The following is a 22216-nucleotide window of genomic DNA, read 5'->3' as shown; positions in this document are numbered from 1 at the left end:
CTCCGTCGGCCCGCGCAGACGCCCGGTGGTCTGGGGGCGGTGACCACCGGTACCTAAATCCCCGCGACGCGTACGAGGCGCCATGAGCGACCGCGCGGGCGAATCGAGCGCAGACCAAGACCTCCAGACCGTCATCGACCGGATGGCAGACGGGTTCTTCGCCCTCGACGCGGACTGGAGGGTCACGTACGCCAACGAGGAGGGACGGCGGATCCTGCGGGCCGCGATGCGTGACGACGCGGTCGATCCGGGCGAGACGGTGGTAGGGTGTCACCTGTGGGACTCGATCCCGAGTTCGACCGGGACGGAGTTCTACGAGCGGTACCACCGCGCCATGGACGTCCAAGAGTCCGTCTCGTTCGACTCGTACTACGAACCGCTGGGCGTCTGGTTCGACGTGCGCGTGTTCCCCTCCGACGAGGGGCTCTCGGTGTACCTCCGGGACATCACCGAGCGGCGCGACTTAGAACGGCGCCAGCAGGAGAGCCTCCGGGCCATCCAGCGCCTCTACGCGGTCTCCTCGGACCAGGACCGCACCTTCGAGGAGAAGGTCGAGGCGATCCTGACGCTCGGCTGCGAGTACCTCGACGTGCCGAACGGCTTCCTCACCCGGATCGAGGACGGCACCCAACACGTCGAGATATCGCACGCGGAGCACCCGCTGCTACAGGCCGGCGAGGCCTGCCCGCTCGACGAGGCGTACTGTAAGCGGACCATCGAGCGCGACCGGCTGCTGACGGTCGTCGACGCCTCCGACGACGGGTGGAGCGACGACCCGGCGTACGAGACGTTCGGACTCGAGGCGTACATCGGCGGACAGGTGGAGGTCGACGGCGAGCAGTTCGGGACGCTCTGTTTCGCCGCGACCACCCCCCGCGGCGAGCCCTTCACCGACACCCAGCGGACGTTCGTCGAGTTGCTGACGCGCTGGGTGAGCTATGAACTGGAGCGGCAGCGCGCGGCCGAGCGGCTCGAACGCGAGCGCGACCGGCTCGAGGAGTTCGCGAGCGTCGTGAGCCACGACCTCCGGAACCCGCTGACGGCCGCGCGGGGGCGGATGGGACTGCTGGCCGACGAGTGCGACAGCGAGCATATCGAGCCGGTCGAGCGGTCGCTCTCGCGCATGGAGACGCTCATCGATGACCTGCTCACGCTGGCGCGCGAGGGGAGCGCCGTCGACGAGACCGAACCGGTCGACCTCGTCGCGCTCGCCGCCGACGCCTGGAAGACGACCGACAAGCGGGGCGGGACGTTCCGCGCGGCTGCCGACGACCTCGACGTCATGGCCGACGAGGCGCGGCTGCGACAGCTGTTGGAGAACCTGTTCAGAAACGCGATGGAACACGGCGGCGAGGACGTGACAGTCACGGTCGGGGCGCTCGCGGACGACGACGGGTTCTACGTGGCCGACGACGGAGACGGGATACCCGAAGACGAGCGGGAACAAGTGTTCGAGACCGGGTATACGACGACGAGCGACGGCACCGGGTTCGGCCTGAACATCGTCGCCGAGATAGCCCACGGCCACGGCTGGGGCGTTCGGGTCGTCGCGTCCGACGAGGGCGGCGCGCGCTTCGAGGTCACCGGCGTCGAGTCGGTCTGATCTCGCCGTCGAGTCCCGGTCCGCGCGGGCCGCGTCGGCTCACTCTCCGTCGACGAACTCCGGCTCCGTCCGCTTTTCCTCGCGCTCTTCGACGAGGTGGTCGACGAACTCGTCGAGGTCGACGTCGCCGCGCTGGTTCTCGAAGCGGTCGCGGACCGAGACGGTGCCCGCCTCCTGCTCGTCGTCGCCGACGATCACCATGTACGGGAGGCGGTCGTCGTGGCCCGCACGGATCTTGCGGCCGACCGTCATGTCGCGGTCCTCGACCTCGACGCGGAAGCCCGCGTCCTCCAGCTCGTTCTTCACGCGGTGGGCGTAGCCGAGCGTCTCGTCTGAGACGGGGAGGATCCGGACCTGCTCCGGCGCGAGCCACAGCGGGAAGTTGCCGTCGAAGTGCTCGATGAGGACCATGAAGAAGCGCTCGTAGCTGCCGTACAGCGCCCGGTGGATCATCACTGGCTGGTGGTCCTCGTTGTCCTCGCCCGTGTACGTGAGGTCGAACCGGTCGGGCATGTTGAAGTCGAGCTGGACGGTGGGTCCGTCCCAGACGCGCCCCAACGCGTCCTCGAAGCCGAAGTCGATCTTCGGCCCGTAGAAGGCGCCGTCGCCGGGCTCGACGTCGTAGTCGTAGCCGCCCGACTCCAGCACGTCGCGCAGCTGCTCCTCGGCGGACTCCCAGATCTCGTCGCCGCCGACGGACTTGTCGGGGCGGGTCGCGAGCGCGACCTCGACCTCCAGGTCGAGCGTCTCGACGACCTCGAAGATCATCTCGATCACCGACTCGATCTCCTGCCGGATCTGGTCCGGGCGGACGAACAGGTGACCGTCGTCGATGGTGAACGACCAGACGCGCGAGAGGCCCGACAGCTCGCCGCGCTGCTCCTTCCGGTACACCTTCCCGTTCTCGAAGTAGCGCTGCGGGAGGTCGCGGTACGACCAGCTCTGCTGGTCGAAGATCGTCGCGTGGCCCGGGCAGTTCATCGGCTTCAGGCCGTACTCCTCGTCGTTGACGTCGAGGAGGAACATGTCGTCCTTGTAGTTCTCGTAGTGGCCGGACTTCTTCCACAGTTCCGTCCGGAACACGTGGGGCGTCTCGACCTCCTCGTAGCCGTGGTCGCGGTTGAGCTCGTTCGCGAAGTCGGAGAGCTCCCGCAGCACCGTCTTCCCCGGCGGGTGGTACAGCGGCAGGCCGGGGCCGGTCACCGTCGGGATCGAGAAGAGGTTCATCTCCTGTCCGATCTTCCGGTGGTCGCGCTCCTTCGCCTGCTCGCGCATCTCCAAGTGCTCTTCGAGGGCCGACTCGGAGTCGAACGCCGTGCCGTACACGCGCGTCAGCGTGTCGTTCTCCTCGTCGCCGCGCCAGTAGGCGGCCGAGACCTCCAACAGGGTCGCGGCGCCGATCTCGCCGGTCGACTCGACGTGGGGGCCCTGACAGAGGTCCTCCCAGTCGTCTTGGACGTAGAAGGTGACCTCCTCGCCGTCGGCCTCCTCGTCGAGGATCTGCCGCTTGTACTCGTTGTCGGCGTAGACCGCTTTCGCCTCCTCGCGCGACCGGACCTCGCGTTCGATCTCGTAGTCGGCCGCGATTATCTCCTCCATCTCCGCTTCGACGGCAGCCAAGTCGTCCTCGTCGATGTCGACGTCGGTCACGTCGTAGTAGAAGCCGTCGTCGGTCGGCGGGCCGATCGTCAGCGTCGCGTCGGGGTGGAGCCGCTGGAGCGCCTGCGCGAACACGTGGGCCGCGGAGTGGCGCAGCACGGTGAGGTACTCGTCCGACTGGTCGGTGACGATCTCGATCCGCGCGCCGTCGTGGACCGCGGCGTGCTTCTCGACGAGTTCGCCGTCGATCTTCCCCGCGACGGTGTCGCGACCGAGCCCGGGGCCGATCTCGAAGGCGACGTCCTCGACTGTCGACCCCGCCGGAACGGTCAGTTCTGATCCGTCCGGCAGGACGACCGTCACCTCGGCCTCCGCATCGGTCTCGCTCATACAGGGTCGGAACCGGACGACCGGCATAAGTGTGTTCGATCCGCGGCGCGAAGTCACACGATCAGCCCGTCACGGGGATTCGGTCGGACCGCCGCAGCGATCACGGTCAGACCGTCGCGGCGCTCCGCCGCGGTCGTCGGCGCGATCTCGACTCCCGGCAAACCGCGCCGCCGCCCCGGATCCCCGGATCCGGAGGGAGCGATGGCAACACACAAATCCGGCGGCAACGTTTGCCAGCGTATGACCGCCCATCGGGAGCCCCTGTCGTCGGTGTTGGAGACGATCGGGGAGACCCCGCTCGTCGAAGTCCACGACGCGCCGGACGCGGTGCCGGTGTACGCCAAACTGGAGTCGTTCAACCCCGGCGCGAGCATCAAGGACCGCATCGGGAAGTACATGCTCGAACAGATGCTGGAGCGCGGCGACGTGAGCGAGGGCGGCACCGTGATCGAGCCGACCGCCGGCAACACCGGGATCGGGCTCGCCGTCGCGGCCAAGCAGCTGGGGCTGGACGCGATCTTCGTCGTCCCCGAGCGCTTCTCGGTGGAGAAACAGCAGCTCATGCGCGCGCTCGGCGCCGAGGTGGTGAACACGCCCAGCGAGGACGGGATGGGGCTCGCGATCGACCGCGCCCACCAGATCGCCGAGGAGCTGGACGACGCCGTCGTCCCGCAGCAGTTCTCGAACCCCCTCAACGCGGAGGCGCACTACGAGACGACGGCCCCGGAAATCGACGAGGCCCTCGACGGGGAGGTGGGCGCGGTCGTCGCCGGCTGCGGCACCGCCGGGACGCTGATGGGAATGGCCCGCTACTTCCGCGAGCACGACCCGGACACCCACGTCGTCGCGGTCGAGCCCGCCGGGTCGGCGTTCCGCGAGTTCCTCGGCGAGGACGTCGAGCACGAGGCGTACAAGACGGAGGGGATCGGCACCCATGACACCGAGCGCAACGACCTGTTCGATCCGACCCTCGTCGACGATATCCAAGCGATAGCCGACCGCGACGTCCACGAGGAGATGGGTCGGCTCGCGGCCGAGGAGGGCCAGCTCGTCGCCTCGTCGGCGGCCGCGAACTCGCTCGCGGCGAAGCGGGTCGCCCGCGACATCCGCGACGGCGAGATAGACGCCCCGCACGACTCGGTCGTCACCGTGTTCTGCGACTCCTCCGAGCGCTACCTCTCGAAGGGCGTGTATCGGAGCTTCGAGGAGTGGGAGGGGTAGTTCGGCAGCACCGTCCGTCACGGCCTCCTATCCGCGCAGGCGGCCGTGTTCGACTTTGAGACAGCGGTCTTGTACCACGTCGATACCGTCCGCTTCGGCGGCGCCGACCGCCTCGTCGTGACTGATACCCAGTTGGAGCCACACCGCGCCGGCGTCGCCGCGCGCCGCGTGCCGCTCGCGGACGCCGTCGACGATCTCCGGGACCTCCTCGCTCGGGCGGAACACGTCGACGAGGTCGATCTCCTCCTCCACGTCGCCGACCGCGTCGTACGCCGGTTCGCCGAGCACCTCGTCCGCGAACGGGTTCACCGGGATCACGCGGTACCCCTGCCGCTGGAGGTACGCGGGCACGTCGTGCGCGGCCTTCCCGGGGGTCGTCGAACAGCCGACGACGGCGATCGTGTCCGCGTCGAGCAGGCGGTCGAATCCGGCGTCGTCAGTGATGGGCATGGCCGTCGGTTCGATCGCCACGCGATTAAACTGATCCCCAGTCCTCACGGAGAGAAAAGCGGTCACCGGCGGCCGTCTCCCGGTTAGGGAAGCCGGATATCGGGTTCCCCGTCCTCGGGGACGGTGACGATCCCGTCGAACAGTTGTTTCAGCGTGTTCATCGCTTGGTCGTCGTGGGCCGTCGAGTCGATGCTGAACAGCCCCAGTCCGTCGACGCTCTGGACCCGGCCGGTGAACACGTGGAGGAAGCGGAACACCGTCTGGAGGTCCGAGTACATCAGCAGTGTCGACAGGGAGTGGACCATCACGCGGTTCTGCTTGATGCCGCGGTCCCCGAACGCCTGGAGGAACTCGGAGAGCTTGATCCCGATGCCGGTCATGTCCACCGGCGAGGAGGCGTACTTGATCCGGTCGGACTCGCGGGTCTCGCCGCCCTGCTGTTGGGTGACGCAGTCGACGACCGCGACGGGTTTGCCCTCGTAGGGCGTCCGCTTCTCGTAGTCGCGAAGCACCCGGTCGGCGCCGTCCTTGGTGGTGACGACGATGGCGCCCTCGTCGCGGTCGGTCCCCGCGGCGAGGACGTCCATCATGATCGACCGCTTCCCGCTGAGCGGCGGGCCGGTCAACAGGATGTTGGTCCCGGGCTCGACCTCGGCGTCGAAGTGCGGCTTCAGCTCATACATGGACGCACCTCGGGGGCGACGTCGCCGGCGAGAGCCACTCGTTCGGCCGCGAGGCCGTACGACCAGGGCACATCTACTATCGAAACATGCCCGCTCCGAATAATATTCTTTTTGATCGACCCGTGCGAGGCGACGACGCGACTCGGCGCGGCCGTAGACCCGATCACCCGCCGAATTCCGGGTCTAGCGCGGGACGGGACGCCGCCGGACCGCGGGGACGTGTCACGTCCACGAATCGATCGACCGCCGGGACCGGCGCGGAACCGTCGGCCCGCGTGGCGTCGATTTCGGATCGCGGGACTTAACACGCTCTCGGATGAACGGAGCGGTGAGGGCGCTTAGCTCAGTTTGGACAGAGTGCTTGGCTTCGGACCAAGTTGCCACGGGTTCAAATCCTGTAGCGCCCATCATTCTGCGTGACGCGCCACATTTGACAGACGGCGGCAAGGCGTTTATAAATGACCCCCTCGTTGGCCGTTTTGATTTCATCACGTTTCGGAACGGGGGTCGCCGGTGTCATGCGATTCGCTTACAGTTGAATGACAGCGGGAGTACATAATGGTTGGGTGGGCAGCGTAACTGGAAGTGCGCGCGCGCCAGATATATGAACGAGATTCGTCTCCACAGTAGGCCGATAGCCCCGCGCACAGGCTATGGGAGAAGTTATTATTAAATTACAATTGGTTACAAGCAGTTTCATGCCTGTTTCACTCGACAATCACGATCCGGACATTGAGTTGACGCCTGGCACAACGAAGTCAGATGTCGTCGCTTTCCTCTATCAGCACGATGAGTACGGTTACACCCCGCGAGAAGTTCACGAGGAANTCGCTGAGGTGACGGACGATCTCTTTACGGCGATCCCCAGACATAGCTACACATCAAACTCTACCTTCATAACTTCTACTAGGCACTACAGCCGGAGGAGGATGTCAATATTAAGTTACAATGGGTTACAAGTAGTTTCATGCCTGTTTCACTCGACGATCACGATCCGGACATTGAGCTGACGCCTGGCACAACGAAGTCAGATGTCGTCGCTTTCCTCTATCAGCACGATGAGTACGGTTACACCCCGCGAGAAGTTCACGAGGAANTGACGCCTGGCACAACGAAGTCAGATGTCGTCGCTTTCCTCTATCAGCACGATGAGTACGGTTACACCCCGCGAGAAGTTCACGAGGAACTCGACATCCCGCACAATACCGCGAAAGTGACGCTCAAACGGCTCTATGACAACGAGTTCATCGAGAAGACAGCGGACGGGTATTACCATGCTCGCGCAGACCGCGACGACCTGTACCGGTATCTCGGCGCACTGAAAGGNATGACAACGAGTTCATCGAGAAGACAGCGGACGGGTATTACCATGCTCGCGCAGACCGCGACGACCTGTACCGGTATCTCGGCGCACTGAAAGGGCTGGAGCGAATGTTCGCTGAACACGACGCTACGGATACATCCGAATCAGAGACGAAGACACCGTCCAACGAAGCAGACGAGTTCACTGAGGAGGATATCGAGGAGGTAATTGAACTTGTCGAGCAAGAGACTGAGGACAGCGGCGAGCCGTGACCGAATCTCTCGTAATGACGATTCTGGGGGTGCGTCGAACTTCCTACGAGCACAAGTAGCAGCGAGTGGTTATGATCATCGGCTGTGCTGACCACGCTCGGTCAGATGTGTTACTTCTGAAGGATTTCAATAGCGCCGTTCAGACGTATCAAATGTGGGAAACAACTATATAAGCGGTGCTGGTACGCTGACTACTGTACAGCTGGCTCTGTTGAAATCCTATTCTTCAGACAGCTTCTTACCTGAAGCAGCCGGTGCATGAGAGTTGCGAACTTAGCACTCTGTATCAGCTACCTCAACGCTATCGCCACCACCGAACCCGATGCTAATGTCGATCTCCTCGTCTATCTGTTGTGAGTCCCGATCTGTACAATCTATAGTCGTTTTGAGAGTCTGTTTTTTGATTCCATTGAGGAACAGGGATACGGTGTACGGCATCCCGCTCGGAATGCGGGAGACGGCGTTAGTCTCCGTGTGGACGTATGAATCTCCTCCGTTCGCACTCGGTAGTTGGTATGTCTGTTCAAACGCTGTCTGTCTGGCAACTCGAACCTCGACCCGTGCGTCGTGTGCTTCATCGGTGTAGTTCCGAAGCCTGAATCCAAGCGTCCCAACGAATGGTAACGACGTACAGCCAGCGAATCCTGCGAGGACGGAGAGACTACAAAGCTGTAGGAGCCGCCGTCGTGATCAAGACATCTGTGTACTCAGTACGTTACGGATGTCAGATGAGTTCTTTCTGGTAACTAAACACTCTGTACTGACCACAGTGGGTCAAAATGTATCACTTTCGAAGTATTTCAACAGAGCCGCGGGTTCTTTTCTCGGCTGTTCGGTGGCTAATCTCGTCGATTCTCTGCCCGGTTTCCGCGGGAACTAGACGAGCTGCATCGCTTCCTCGGTCAGTCGGTAGCGATACGCTGGACTGACAAACACGATTTGTCCGTAGTCTTCTGATTTCGTGACTTCTTTAGAGGATTCAATTGCTTCGACAGCCGTATTGAGTCGGTCTACTGGGTCCCCCGATTGTAGAAAGTCAGTGACTCGCTCTGGTTCGATAGCAAATTCCGCAGCGAGGATACTTCGGATTGTCCGCCCGGCACCATCAGCGACCGCGACAGACGGTGCCGAAGCACGAGCCTGCGGGCCATCCCGCTCCGCAGCACCTTCAGAAAGAGCCGTGACCTGTAGCTCGTCGTCAATATGTGCGATCAGCGCATCAAGATTCGCTTCCGCCTCCTCACCCACGTTCCCGTTTACAATATCGTCAAGGCGCTCGCTGATCGCAAAGACATCCGGACCAGGCGGCGCGGTCTGAGCAAGCACTCCAGCATCAACAAGGTGATTCAGTACCGTCCGTGGTTGGTACTCAATGTCGACATCAAGCGAGTCCAGCAGCTCGGTTCGCTTGATACCCTCTTCCTCGGGATCTATCCCTGTAGTGTAGAACGCCTTTGCGACGGTCACCTGATCATCAACGCTGTGGGTATTCCCCTTTCGTTCCCGNTCTTCCTCGGGATCTATCCCTGTAGTGTAGAACGCCTTTGCGACGGTCACCTGATCATCAACGCTGTGGGTATTCCCCTTTCGTTCCCGGATGTACCGCTCCAAGCGGTCGAAATCAGCGCCTTCATCCTCGTCAATCGTAAGCGCGTCTCTGACTGAGTCTGGAAGGTCTGGACGCGGTGCGTCACGGTGCCGTTGGGCTTTCTCCGACAGGCGCGTGTTATCGTAAAGCGCACGCGCGACGGGCAGCCCACGGAGATAGTTGTACTCGTAGAGGATCTCCACACCGTGTTCAGTCAGGCCGTAGAACTGACTGGGCANATCGTAAAGCGCACGCGCGACGGGCAGCCCACGGAGATAGTTGTACTCGTAGAGGATCTCCACACCGTGTTCAGTCAGGCCGTAGAACTGACTGGGCAGATCGCGCGCCTCCTCATTTGGCGGGGACCGATAACACTCGATGATATCGTTGTCACCGAGAACCTCCAGCTGATCCCGGATCGCAGCCTTGTTTTTCGGTATCATATACGCTAACTCATCGAGTGACGGGAGGTGCTCCGGATGGCCAAGAATGAACTGTAGAATCAAGTGCCGCGTCTCTTGGGACAGGAGATCGTAGATCTGCCGCTGCTCCTCGAACGGACCGCCACCCTCCGCGGCAGACGCATCACTCATACTCTCACTTGAGAATACTTCGGCGACGCGAATAACACTTTGGGTTAACCAATGTGGTCAAACAGCAAAATAGCCATTCTAGTCAGCAATCTATTTGTTCACTCACCAGAGAGCACATAATATGACAGACCCCGGCCCACCTCCAAATTCAGCAGAAATCATGGAGAGCGTAAACGATGCGCTCCAAGGGCTGGAACTAGAGCCTCACGAAACATCAAAGATACTCGGATTCGCCAACCGAGAACTCCCACACCTTCACACACCCGAAGATTCGTACTTCATCCTCGGGAGCTACCGCGACCCATACATTCGNCTCGGATTCGCCAACCGAGAACTCCCACACCTTCACACACCCGAAGATTCGTACTTCATCCTCGGGAGCTACCGCGACCCATACATTCGACGGCTTCGCATCGTCCAAAACGAACTCGACAAGCGACTCGGAACATACCCGTTCCTGATGGGCGACCTCCCAGAATTAGATATCGACCGCCTCCCCACCTTCCGCATCCGATTCACACTCCTCGCCACGCACACCGACACCATTGTCGCCGTGTATGAACAGGACGCCGGCGGCGAAGTTACCGAACTCGGGAAAATCAGCACGACACCATACTTCGATAAATCCTACGTGCTCCCGCGGGACTACACCTGGCTGACCGCACAGAACCTCAACACAGAAGCAGANCGGGAAAATCAGCACGACACCATACTTCGATAAATCCTACGTGCTCCCGCGGGACTACACCTGGCTGACCGCACAGAACCTCAACACAGAAGCAGACGTCATCGCCGCTGCCGCGACAATCTACTTCAACGACGATCTCGACGAAGCTACCACCGAAGAAGAACTGGACTCGCTCGTCACAGCAGCGCACAAGAACGAGATCGATCTTGCGACAGCAGACATCATAACGCAACTAGAAGATCGAGACGACACCGAGGACGCCCCAGTTACATACAGCTGGGTACACCTCAACGAATTCCGACTCTTCGAACTCCACAATCGATGCTTCGCCTGGTCCAACTCAGGTGATCTACGCGACATCATAGAAGAAGTTCCCTAGTACTCTGATTATCATAACGGGTACTTCCTAACTGGTCTAAGAGCTGTAAGTAAAACGTAACTCTCACCGTGAAAATGTCTGGTTGACAAAATGTGTACATTATACCTCAGCCAGACGGCTGGTTAGTTCGTTCCCAGCCAACGGCCCGTGCTGATCGACTGCGACGACCGGGGCGAGTTGACATCCTCCTGCGCCTGAAGACGCAGGAATCCCGAGCGGTGGGAGTTTCAGGTTCGCAACCATGACTCTGCCACTTAGCGGGAACCCGTTTAACCCAGTCATCGTGGTCAGTGGCTGACTGGCGGTGCCAAACTGCCGTTACTCCTATCCTCCACGCCGTCCGATTCCCATCTGTTGTTTTTGCCAGCAGGGAGTCAACGTCGCTTTGACGGATTCGGAGTTATCTTACTGCTTGCTCAACCAACTGGCACAAGACGAACGTTTCAGCGTTCGTGTTCACCATGTTGGTGTTCCGGATACTGTCTCATTAGTGGCGGCTAGACCGCCTCCGAAGGCTGTTCGGAATCGCTCTGTTCCGACCTGACCTTGCCTTTACTCCGAGGTGAAAATATTTGAAGCTACGTATTTTGAAAACTCAGGAATGCCATCGGACGTGGGTCATGTAGGGTATTGTCGGATTCATCCTGACCCTGAAGGGTCAGGTAGTCTTCTTGAATCTGTATAATTCAGTGGCTGGGCAAGCGAGAGACTCGTAATATCACCGGCAATATCACTGCGACGCAACCGAACCGACAGCTACAATATCGAAGATCAACACAAGGAAGGGTTGTCACGCCGCGTGACCAAGGCCTGTAGCGCCCATCGGAACGTCACATTCCTCAGCGCGACAGCGATATCCCACCGGATCGGTGACTCGCACCGGTCGCGTGACCCGATGCCGATTTCCGGCCGGACGAACCGCCTCCTGAACCGTTTAGTACCGTCCCGGTGAATCGGGTTCCATGTACGCGCTCGTCGGCGGGACCGTCCACACGGCAACGGACCGGGGAACGATCGACGCGACCGTCGTCATCGACGACGGCGAGATCGTTTCACTCGACGAGGGTGAGCCGCCCGAGGAGGCGACGGTGATCGACGTTTCGGGCCACCGCGTCACGCCGGGGCTCGTCGACGCGCACAGCCACGCCGGCATGGCCGAGTGGGGGGAGCCGGAGGACGGCGACGTCAACGAGGGGACCTCGGCGGTCACGCCGCACGTCAACGCGCTCGACGGGTTCCACCCGCGCGACGAGGAGCTGAAACACGCGTTCCAGAACGGCGTCACCGCCGTCTCGGCGCGGATGGGGTCGGGCAACGTGATCGGCGGGATCATCTGCTCGATGAAGACCCACGGACTCACCGCCGACGACATGCTGATCCGCGAGGACGGCATGAAGGCCGCGATGGGCGAGAACCCGAAGCGCTTCCACGGCGAGGAGCAGGGCCGCCAGCCCTCGACGCGTCCCGGCGTCGCGGCCACCCTCCGCGAGGCGCTGATGGAGGCCGAAGACTACGTCGACCGGCGCGAGCACGCCCGCAACGAGGGCGAGCCGTTCGAGCGCGACCTCGGCATGGAGAACCTCGCCCGCGTCCTCACCGAGGGACTCCCGCTCCGCGTTCACGCCCACCGCACCGACGACATCATGACCGTCTTCCGGATCGCCGAGGAGTTCGGGATCGAGTCGCTCTCGATCGAACACGCGACCGAGGGCCACCTGATCGCCGAGGAGTTCGCGGAGCGGGACGTGCCCGCGATCGTCGGCCCCTCGCTGTACTCGGGCGCGAAGTACGAACTCCGGAACATCACCTTCGAGACGCCGGCGATCCTCCGCGAGGCGGGCGTGAAGGTCGCAATCCAGACGGACGCGCCCGTGCTCCCACAACAGCACCTCGACGTCTGCGTCGGGCTCGCGGTCCGCGAGGGCTTCCCCGCGGACAAGGCGCTGGAGGCGGTGACGCGTTATCCGGCCGAGATCCTCGGCATCGACGACAGCGTCGGCACGCTGGCGGTCGGTACGGACGCCGACGTGGCGGTCTGGGACGGCGTCTTCTACGAGAACGACAGCCGGACGCGACACGTGTTCGTCGACGGCGAACACGTGTTCGACCGCGAGCGCGACGCGGTCGACCCCCGCGACGAGTACGACTGGTAGCCGGCGCGTCGGCGACGACGGCCGGTGCCCCGAGCGGACCGAGCGCCCGCCCCCGCTATCTTTTTGTGACTCGTCCGGTTCGCGGTAGTCGTGCCTATTCGGAGAGCGAAACCCGCGGAATCCCTCTACGCGGACGTCGCGGACTACGACCTCGTCGTGACTCCCGACGCCGCGTTGGCGAGCGCGATCAACCGCCGCCTCGACCGCCCGCACTTCGGGACGTTCGCGACCACGCCGCGCCGCCTCGCCGCCGGCCGCCGCGAGCAGGCGGAGGACCGCCGCGCGTTCCTCGAACTCGTCACGCGGACGGACCACGACTGGAAGGCGGTCGCGTACGCCGTCGGGAACGTGCTCCAGTGCTGGGAGCATCAGGGGCGTCTCGACGCGATACTTGAGTACGACGCCTACGTCGACGACGGGACCCGCGAGGTCGTCGAGGTGATGCGGAGCCTCCGCACGACGTCGAAGCGGCTCACGGAGTACGCGGTCGACGACGGGCAGTCCGTCGCGGTCGTCGGGTACGATCAGCTGACTGCCCTGGAGCGGAGCGTCCTCCCGGACGCGTTCGACCGCGTCGACCCCTTCGCCGACGAGGCGTTCGACCACCCGCCCTTCCACGTCTTCGAGTCGGCGACGGACGTCGTCGCCGCGCTCCTTGACGCGGTCTCGGCGCGCAACGCCGAACACGTCGCCGTCGTCCTCGACGGCGGCGGGAAGTACTCCTCGCTCGTCGAATCCACGTTCGAGGCGGCGGACGTCCCCTTCTACGGCGGCCCGGGGTTCGCCGACGACCCACATCACAGGGCGTTCGTCCGGCTCCTCCGGCTCTGCTTCCGGGGATCCGAGACGACCGTCGGCGACGCCGCCCCGGTTCTCTCGCAGATGGGGATCGACGTGCCGATCGCCGACCACGAGCGGCGCTTGGAGTCGGTCGATCAACCGGGCGTGGCGTGGCTGCGGGCGTTCCGCGACCGCGTCGAGGACCGGACGTTCGCGGCGGCGCTCGACGCGTACGCGAGCGAGGCCGGCGTCACACTGAGCCGGCTCGACGAGGAGTTGGCGAGTCTCGGGCTCGCAGACGACCCCGTGACGGACGGCGCCGTCGACCGGCTCGCTTACTACCTCCAGACGTACGAGGTCCCGGTCGACAGGGAGAACGAGGGCGTCCTTCTCGCCGACGCGAAGTCTTCGGCGTACGTCGACCGCCCCGTCGTCTTCCACCTCGGCATGGGCGAGGAGTGGACGCACTCGGCCCCCCAGCGGCCGTGGGTGGACACCGAGGCGCAGTTCGACCGCTACGTCGGGAGCTTCCAGCGCCTGCTCCAGAGCGGCGACCGCCAGTACTACCTCGTCCAGGACGCCGCCGCCGGGGAGCCGATCACCCCCTGCCTGTACCTCGGTGACCTGCTCGACGACGAGTTCGAGCGGTTCAGCGACCTCGACTCGGTCGAACACCGACGGCGACCGCGGTCGACGGGCGCGGGCTTCGACCGCGAGTCGACCGGGGTGGACCCCGAGACGGTCGAGACGGTCAGCCAGTCGTCCCTGAACAGCTACGTCAACAGCCCGCGGGACTACCTCTTCGGGCGGCTCCTCGATATGCCGGACCAGGAGCGGTTCGTCGAGGGGAACCTCTTCCACGACTTCGCGGAGTTCTACGCGAACCACCCCGACGTCGTCGCGGCGGCCGACGCCGACGACCTCGTCGACGCCATGGTCGCGGAGGCCGAGGCGTTCTTCTCGGCCGCCGACGAGCCGCTCCGCCGCCGGACGTACCGCATCGGCATGGACCTGATCACCGAGTACCTCGACGACGAGGGGCCCGAGTCGGACGACTTCCTCACGCCGGCGTCGGGGTGGGGGACCAACTTCTTCGCGGAGTACTTCGACGAGCCGGTCGACTCGCCGCTCACCGAGCGCTGGTTCGAGGACGACGCCCTCGGCGTGAAGGGGAAGATAGACCTCGTCCGGTCGCCGACGCGGCTCCTCGATTACAAGAGCGGGCGCAAGAAGCGGGCGTCGCAGGTCGTCGGCGGCGCGGCGCTCGACCCGCCGGCGGACGCGCCGAACTTCCAGGCCGCGCTGTACCTGACCTACTACCGGACGGTCCGCCCGGACGAGCGGCTGGAGTTCACCTTCTTCCACTTCCTCGAACCGATGGCCGACGTGATCGCGGGCGACGCCGACCTCGACGACGCGATCACGACCGTCACCTACCACCCGGTCGCGTTCGACGAGTACGTCGCCTCCAGGGAGGCGTACGAGCGGCTGCTGGACGGCTACAACGACTGTCGGGAGACGTTCGATGACCTCGGCTACGCCGCCTACGAGGAAATTATGACCGCCTTGACGTTCCCCGAGACGACGGACAAGGGGGAACTGCGCGACTCCGAGTTCGCCGCGGAGTTCACCGCCGCCGTCGACGCGGAGACCGCTGCGGCCGTCGACGCCGAGAAGGGCGCGGACCAAGCGATTCGAGCGCTCAACGGCGTCCGCAAGCGGGCGTTCTTCCGCGAGGACTTGGACGCCTTCGAGGCGTTCGTCGACGAGCGCCTCGACGAACTCAACGCGCGGCGGGCCGGCGAGGAGCGGTTCCCGGTCGACGGGCTCGGCGGCGAGCCGAACTACCGGCGCGTGGACAACCGAGACCTGCTGCTGGAGGGGGAGCGATGAGCGACCCGACGCCGAACGACGCCCAACGGGAACTCATCGACAGCACGGAGGGGTCGTACCTCGTCGACGCCGGCCCCGGGACTGGGAAGACGTTCGCGGTCACCCGTCGCTACGGACGGATCGTCGACCGACCGGACGTGGAGCCGGACGACGTGCTGCTGGCGACGTTCACGCGGAGCGCCGCGACGGAGATGCGGGAGCGGATCGTCGACCACAGCGCGTACGGGCCCCGGGAGCTGGCCGACGCGCCGATACGGACGTTCCACTCGCACTGCCACGAACTCCTTCAGGAACACGGGTACGCCGCCCCGACGCACCTCGGCCTCGACGAGCGGATCACGGGCTCGACGCGGATCCTCGAGGACGAGCTGATCGAGGCCGAGCGGTTCCGCGAGTTCTTCGCCGGCTTCCGCGACGACCACCCGGAACACGCCGACTTCTATCGGGCGCTCTCCGCGCCCGGCGAGCTGCTCGACCTGATCGAGGAGCTCGCGTCGAAGGGAATATTCCCATCGACGGACGGGTGGTACCGGGACGGCGAATCCCACCTCGACGGCGACTTCGAGGCGTTCAGAGAGCGGTTCGACGCCGCGAATCAGCCCCGGAACGACGGCCGGAAACAGTCGAAGCTGCGAGAGGACCTGAGCGGCTTCGGCCGGGATAAGGCGTACCGCCCCGACGCGCCGACGGAGTCGGCGCTCCGCGGCGGCCGCGGGACGAAGCGACTCGACGAGGACGTGGCGCGGCAGGTGTTCTACGAGGACCGGTCGGCCCTCAACTCGTTCGTTCACGACGCCTACGTCGAGTACCTCCGGTTCGCCCTGCGCCGCAACTACCTCTCCTTCAGCTTCCTCCAGCTGTTCGCGTTCGTCCTCCTCTGCGAGGACGAGCGCGCCCGCGAGGCGGCGGAGTTCGAGTACGTGATGGTCGACGAGTTCCAGGACACCAGCGAGGTCCAGTTCAAGCTCGCGCTGCTGCTCTCCGGGACGGAGAACCTCTGTGTCGTCGGCGACTGGAAGCAGAGCATCTACTCGTTCCAGTACGCGGACGTGGACAACATTCTGGAGTTCGAGGACCGACTGGAGCGGTTCGCCGCGGACCTCAACGCCGACGCGGACCGGGTCCCCTTCGACGCGGCCGACCCGACCCGGATCGAACTTCGGGAGAACTACCGGTCCACCGAGTCCGTCATCGACCTGTCCGAGCGAGCTATCGTGACGCCGGCGTCGAGCGGTGACACGGTGGAGACCGACCCCGCAGACGTCGTCGGGCTCTCCTCGAACGCCGCCTTCGACAACACGGTCGTCGAGGGGGTCCGCCACGAAGACGAACACGAGGCCGTCCTCTCGAAGGTCCAAGCGATCGTCGGCAACGACGACTACGCCGTCGAGGGAGAGGACGGCGAGCCGCGCCCGCCGGAGTACGGGGACATTGCGGTGTTCACGCGGACCAGAGACTACGGGCGGGAACTCCTCGACGTCGGCGCCGAGTACGACTTCCCGCTGGCGTACGACGGCGGGGTCGAGCTGTTCCGGACCGACCCGGCGAAGCTGCTGCTCGCGTGGCTCCGGATCCTCGAATCGGACGCCGACCGCGGCTGGGCGGTCGTGTTCGAACGGATCGGGTACGCGTTCGACGAGATCGATCGCTTCCTGGAGACGGGGTCGTACCCGACCGAGCCGGCCGCGTTCCGCGACGAGCTCCGCGAACTGGAGTCCGTCGGCGCGGTCGCCCGCCGCGTCCTCGACCGCTACGGGTTCACGGGCGACGTCGCGGACGTCCTCCTCCACTCGGTCCAGTCGGTCCACGACTCGACGACGGCGACCCGCGGCGAGCTGATCCGGTTCATGGAGCGCGGCGTCGAGACCGGCAGCACCGTCGACGTCCGGGCGTCCGCCGGCGACGACGCGGTGACCGTTCAGACGATTCACACCGCGAAGGGGCTGGAGTACCCCATCGTCGTCATGGCGAACATGAACGAGGGGCGCTTCCCGCCGCGGGCCGGCGGGTCGAGCGTGATACAGTACCGGGACCCGGTCGGCCTCCGCCAGCGGAAGATCTACTCGGCGGAGCGGCCCCACCCGCACGTGTACGACAACTGGCGGCACGACGTCATCAGGCGCTGCCTGCCCCGGGCGTACGACGAGGAGCGGCGGCTGCTGTACGTCGCGGTCACGCGCGCGGAGAGCCACGTCGTGTTCGCGGCCGGCGAGGACCCGAACACGTTCCTCGAGGAGCTTCCGGTCGCCGTCGAGGCGATCGAGCCCGCCGTCGAGCCGCTCGACCGCGACGCCCCCGCCGAGGCGGAACTCCCGTTCGCGGTGACGGCGCCGAACGGGCCGATCGGCCACTCTCCGCACTCACTGATGGACGAGACGGTGTTCGAGGAGACGGGCGAGCGGCCGGAGGCCGGCCCCGAGGCCGAACCCGAGACGCGGGGGATGGACTTCGGCTCGCGCGTCCACGACTTCGCGGAGGCGTACGCGCTCGGCGACGACGTGACGCCGTCGAACGATCACGAGCGGCGGGTCGTCGAACTCCTCGACGGGCTCTCGGGCGAGTTACACGTCGAGGAGCCGGTGACGCTCCCGCTCGACGTCGACGGCCGCCGCGTCACCGTCTCCGGGATCGCGGACCTCGTCCACGTGACGGGCGACCGAGTCGAGGTGATCGACTACAAGACGGACGCGACGCGCGCAGTCGGAGTACCGGAAGCAGCTCAGCGTCTACTACCACGTCCTCGACGAGTGGTTCGACGGAAAGTCGGTCGAGACGAGCCTGTTCTACACGAGCGACGGGTCGCGTGAGCGGATCGATCCGCACTCGATCGAGGACCTGCGCGCGCTCGTCCGCGACGCCGAGTCGGGCGCCGACTGACGGGGTTGGATTCGGACGCCGACTGCCGGAGTTGGATTTTTGTCTGCGCGCGTCGGAGAGCGCATATGCTCGTTTTCCTCGCGGCGCCGGATCGGGTCGGACCCGCCGATTGCGACCGTCTCGCGACGCCGGGTGACGACGCGTGAGCGGCGGCGCGGACGACGCAGGGGACGCGGGTGATACAGAGGATCCGGAGGGGTCCGGCCCGCTCGACGCGTTCCGTCGGTTCTTCGCTTTGGAGCGGGACGTGCTCGTCCTGTCGCTCGCGATGTTCGCGTTCAGTCTCGGCTTTCAGATGACGAACCGATACCTCCCGGAGTACATGGTCGCGCTCGGGGCGTCGGGGTTCGTCGTCGGCCTGTTCGGCACTTTCGGCAACGTCATCTCGGCGCTGTATCCATACCCGGGCGGCGCCGTCTCAGACCGGATCGGCTCGCGGTACGCGCTGACGCTGTTCGGACTCCTGTCGACGCTCGGCTTTTTCGTCTGGCTGGTCGCGCCTAGAATCGGCCCGATAGCGGTGGGCGGCCTCACCGTCGAGCCGTGGGTCTGGATCTTTGTCGGCCTCGTCCTCGCGCAGGCGTGGAAGTCATTCGGCCTCGGCGCGACGTTCGCGGTGGTGAAGCAGGCGACCGACCCCTCGCGGCTCGCCGCCGGGTTCGCCAGCACGGAGACGTTCCGGCGGACGGCGTTCCTCGTCGGCCCCGTGCTGGCCGCGGTCCTCATCGGGCTGCGCTCCGAGTTCGCCGTGAGCTTCCAGTTCGTCCTCGCGGTCGGGGTCGCCTTCGGCGTCCTCGGCACGCTCGTCCAGCACGTCCTCTACGACGCGAGCGGGGACTCCATCGGCGACTCCTTCGCTGGTCTCGACCGGATTCGGCGGGACCTCCGCGAGATGCCGGACCCCCTTCGGCCGCTGCTCGTCGGCGACACGCTCGTGCGGTTCGCGAACGGGATGGTGTACGTGTTCTTCGTCCTCGTCGTCACGCAGTTCTTTCAGGTCGGGCTCGACACGACCGTCGCGCTCGGCGGGTTCGCGTACGACGTCGACCTCTCCCCGCAGGCGTTCTTCGGGTACCTCCTCGGGGTCGAGATGCTCGTCGCGCTGTTGATCATGGTCCCCGCCTCGAAGCTCGCGGAGCGGGTCGGGCTCAAGCCGGTCGTCGCGGTCGGGTTCGCGGTGTACGCCGTCTTCCCCGTCGTGCTGATCTACGCCCCGACGCTGGCGGGCTCCGCGCTCCCGCTCTGGGCCGTGATGGTCGCCGTGTTCGCGTTCTCCGGGCTGCGGTTCGCCGGGCTCCCGTCGCACAAGGCGCTGATCGTCGGCCCGGCCGAGCAGGGGACCGGCGGCCGCGTCACGGGGACGTACTACCTGCTCCGGAACACGGTCGTCATCCCGAGCGCGGCTGTCGGGGGGTACCTGTGGGACTTCGTCAGCCCCGAAGTCGCGTTCACCGTCGCGGCGGTCATCGGCGTCGTCGGCACCGGCTACTTCCTCGCGTTCGGCAGGGAGTTCGAGGCGTACGCGTGAGGCGAGTCGTCCCGGAGCGGGAACCGGGCGCGGGGGACCACCGACCTCGGCGCCGGACCCCGCTCGGTGGCTCGGCTGGCCGGCTCGCGTAGGTTTAATTGAGCGGCGACGCTCGTCGATCCCATGCCGACACCGTACGGCGAGTGGCCGTCGCCGGTCGCCCCGGAGGACGTCGCCGCCGACGTCAGGTCGTTCGTGTCCGTCGAGACCGACGGAGACCACGTCTACTGGCTCGAGCGCCGCCCGTCCGAGGGCGGTCGCGGCGTCGTCTGTCGCGTCCCGGTCGACGACAGTGGCGCCGATCCGACAGAAGTGACGCCGGAGGAACTCGACGTGCGCACGCTCGTTCACCAGTACGGCGGCGGCGACGCGCTCGTCGCGGACGGGACGGTGCTTGCGGCGAGCATGGACGATCAGCGGCTCTACCGACTTCCCGCGGACGGGAGCGCGGCCGAGGGCGACGCGGAACCGACCCCGGTCACGCCGGAGCCGCCGGAGCCGATGGCCCACCGCTACGCCGACATGCGGCTCGCTCCGGACGGGGAGACCGTCTACGCCGTCCGCGAGCGTCACGCCGGGCCGGGCACCGACGAGGAGCCCCAGAACGAGCTGGTTCGCTTCCCGCTGTCCCCCGGCCCGGATCCGGAGACCGGCTTCCCGGACCCGGTCGTCGTCGCGGCGGGGCACGACTTCTACGCGGCGCCCCGGCCGGCGCCGGACGGCGACCGGATCGCGTACCTGCGGTGGGACCACCCGAACATGCCGTGGGACGGGACCGAACTCGTCGTCGGCGCGGTCGACGAGACGGGCGACATCCGGGACGAGCGCGTCGTCGCGGGCGGCGCCGACGAGTCGGTCGTCTCGCCGACGTGGTCGCCAGACGGCGTCCTCCACGCGGCGGCCGACCCCACCGGCTGGTGGAACCTCTATCGGTTCCCAGTCGCGTCCGAGACTGAGGAGGAGGAGCGCGCCGCCGGCCTCGCGCTCCCGACGGCATCGGACGCGGAGGGCCTCCGCGAGATGCCGGCGGCGTTCGGCGTCCCGATGTGGACCCTCGGCGTGTCGACGTTCGCGTTCCTCGGCGACGGGCGGATCGCCACGCTGGTCACCGAGGGCGGCGACCCGAGCCTGCGCCTGCTCGACCCGGAGACGGGCGACCTCGTCGACCCCGGCCTGCCGTACAGCTCCTTCCGGCCGGCGTCGGTCCAGTCTGACGGCGACCGGGTCGTCTTCGCCGGTCACCGGACGGACGCGCCGAGCGCGGTCGTCGCGTGGCGACCGAGGTCGGCGGGGACAGGGCCAACTCGGCTCCGCGAGTCGACCGACGACGCGCTCGACGCCGCGTACGTCTCGGAGCCGGAGCCGATCGCCTTCCCGACCGGCGACGCGGTCGGCGCCGACGACGCGACCGCGTACGGTCACTACTACCCGCCTCACAACCCCGACGCCGAGGCGCCGGCGGACGCGGCGCCGCCGCTCCTCGTCAGGGTCCACGGCGGGCCGACGAGTCGGTCCGAGGCGTCGCTGTCGTCGACGGTCCAGTTCTGGACGACCCGCGGCGTCGGGGTGCTCACGGTGAACTACCGGGGGTCGACGGGGTACGGCCGCGCCTTCCGCGAGGCGCTGACGGGGGAGTGGGGCGTCCGCGACGTGCTCGACTGCGTCAACGCCGCCCGGTACGCCCCCGACGAGGGGTTCGTCGACCCGGACCGGCTGGCGATCTCGGGCGGGAGCGCGGGCGGGTTCGCGGTCCTCGCCGCGCTCGCGTTCCACGACACGTTCGACGCGGGCGCGAGCTACTACGGCGTCGCCGACCTCCGCGCGCTGGCGGCGGAGACCCACAAGTTCGAGTCGCGCTACCTCGACGGGCTCGTCGGCCCGCTCCCCGAGGCCGCCGACGTCTACGAGGCGCGGTCGCCGGTCGCGCACGCCGAGGGGGTCACCGCGCCGCTGCTGCTGTTACAGGGCGGCGAGGACGAGGTGGTCCCGCCCGCGCAGGCCGAGGCGATGATCGACGCCCTCGTCGCGAACGAGACGCCGTACGCGTACGTGGAGTTCCCGGAGGAGCGCCACGGGTTCCGCGACGCCGACAACGTCGCCCGGGCGCACGCCGCCGAACTCGCGTTCTACGGCGCGGCGTTCGACTTCGATCCGGCCGGCGACGTCGCCGACCTCGACCTCCTCGTCGGCGAACGGCCGGAGTGAGTCGCCGGCGA

General features: G+C 65.8%; 11 protein-coding genes, 1 tRNA gene and 1 pseudogene. 10 read left to right on the top strand and 3 right to left on the bottom strand.

All coding sequences use genetic code 11. The annotated features are described in order from the left end of the window. Positions 1-82: 82 nt before the first annotated feature. The gene (locus tag C463_RS08140; protein ID WP_008442662.1) at positions 83-1603 is read left to right on the top strand and encodes a GAF domain-containing sensor histidine kinase; all 1521 of its coding nucleotides are present in this window, start codon (positions 83-85) and stop codon (positions 1601-1603) included. Between the two features lie 39 nt (positions 1604-1642). On the opposite strand, the gene thrS is transcribed toward C463_RS08140, so the two are convergent. Then, positions 1643-3619, bottom strand: a complete 1977-nt coding sequence (thrS, locus tag C463_RS08135) for a threonine--tRNA ligase (protein ID WP_008442661.1) — start codon at positions 3617-3619, stop codon at positions 1643-1645. A 213-nt stretch (positions 3620-3832) separates the two neighbouring features. Here thrS and C463_RS08130 point away from each other — a divergent pair, with 213 nt between their 5' ends. Next, positions 3833-4813 carry a PLP-dependent cysteine synthase family protein gene (locus tag C463_RS08130; RefSeq protein ID WP_008442660.1) on the top strand — a complete coding sequence of 327 codons (981 nt, stop codon included), beginning with the start codon at positions 3833-3835 and terminating at the stop codon, positions 4811-4813. A gap of 27 nt (positions 4814-4840) precedes the next feature. Here C463_RS08130 and C463_RS08125 read toward each other — a convergent pair whose 3' ends face one another. Together C463_RS08125 and C463_RS08120 are read right to left on the bottom strand one after the other, a co-directional pair. After that, positions 4841-5263, bottom strand: coding sequence for a CoA-binding protein (locus C463_RS08125; RefSeq protein WP_008442658.1), 423 nt, complete (start codon positions 5261-5263; stop codon positions 4841-4843). A gap of 83 nt (positions 5264-5346) precedes the next feature. Continuing rightward, the gene (locus C463_RS08120; RefSeq protein ID WP_008442657.1) at positions 5347-5946 is read right to left on the bottom strand and encodes an RAD55 family ATPase; all 600 of its coding nucleotides are present in this window, start codon (positions 5944-5946) and stop codon (positions 5347-5349) included. 332 nt (positions 5947-6278) lie between these two features. Here C463_RS08120 and C463_RS08115 point away from each other — a divergent pair. The 8 genes and pseudogenes from C463_RS08115 to C463_RS08065 all read left to right on the top strand — a co-directional run bounded on the left by C463_RS08115 (position 6279) and on the right by C463_RS08065 (position 22205). Then, a tRNA-Arg gene (locus tag C463_RS08115) sits at positions 6279-6353 on the top strand. A gap of 1024 nt (positions 6354-7377) precedes the next feature. Further along, the gene (locus C463_RS18985; protein WP_160163100.1) at positions 7378-7521 is read left to right on the top strand and encodes a hypothetical protein; all 144 of its coding nucleotides are present in this window, start codon (positions 7378-7380) and stop codon (positions 7519-7521) included. A 2909-nt stretch (positions 7522-10430) separates the two neighbouring features. Next, positions 10431-10769 carry a hypothetical protein gene (locus C463_RS18540; protein ID WP_049905695.1) on the top strand — a complete coding sequence of 113 codons (339 nt, stop codon included), beginning with the start codon at positions 10431-10433 and terminating at the stop codon, positions 10767-10769. A gap of 962 nt (positions 10770-11731) precedes the next feature. After that, complete coding sequence (locus tag C463_RS08085) at positions 11732-12922, top strand: amidohydrolase family protein (RefSeq protein ID WP_008442654.1); 1191 nt, start codon at positions 11732-11734, stop codon at positions 12920-12922. A 90-nt stretch (positions 12923-13012) separates the two neighbouring features. Further along, positions 13013-15595 carry a PD-(D/E)XK nuclease family protein gene (locus tag C463_RS08080; protein WP_008442651.1) on the top strand — a complete coding sequence of 861 codons (2583 nt, stop codon included), beginning with the start codon at positions 13013-13015 and terminating at the stop codon, positions 15593-15595. Further along, positions 15592-18472, top strand: a pseudogene (locus tag C463_RS08075) (UvrD-helicase domain-containing protein). Before C463_RS08080 ends, C463_RS08075 begins: the two are co-directional and overlap by 4 nt. Positions 18473-18614: 142 nt before the next feature. After that, entirely contained in the window at positions 18615-20000 is a 1386-nt protein-coding gene (locus C463_RS08070) for an MFS transporter (protein ID WP_008442649.1), read from the top strand. A gap of 123 nt (positions 20001-20123) precedes the next feature. Continuing rightward, on the top strand, positions 20124-22205 hold the full coding sequence (locus tag C463_RS08065) for a prolyl oligopeptidase family serine peptidase (protein ID WP_008442648.1): 2082 nt from the start codon (positions 20124-20126) through the stop codon (positions 22203-22205). The last annotated feature ends 11 nt before the right edge of the window (positions 22206-22216 follow it).

Origin of the sequence: Halorubrum californiense DSM 19288 (genome assembly GCF_000336875.1) — an archaeon.
GTDB classification, from domain to species: Archaea; Halobacteriota; Halobacteria; order Halobacteriales; family Haloferacaceae; genus Halorubrum; species Halorubrum californiense.
Note: the sequence above shows the minus strand (reverse complement) of the source record. Positions and strands in the feature narration are given on the sequence as shown.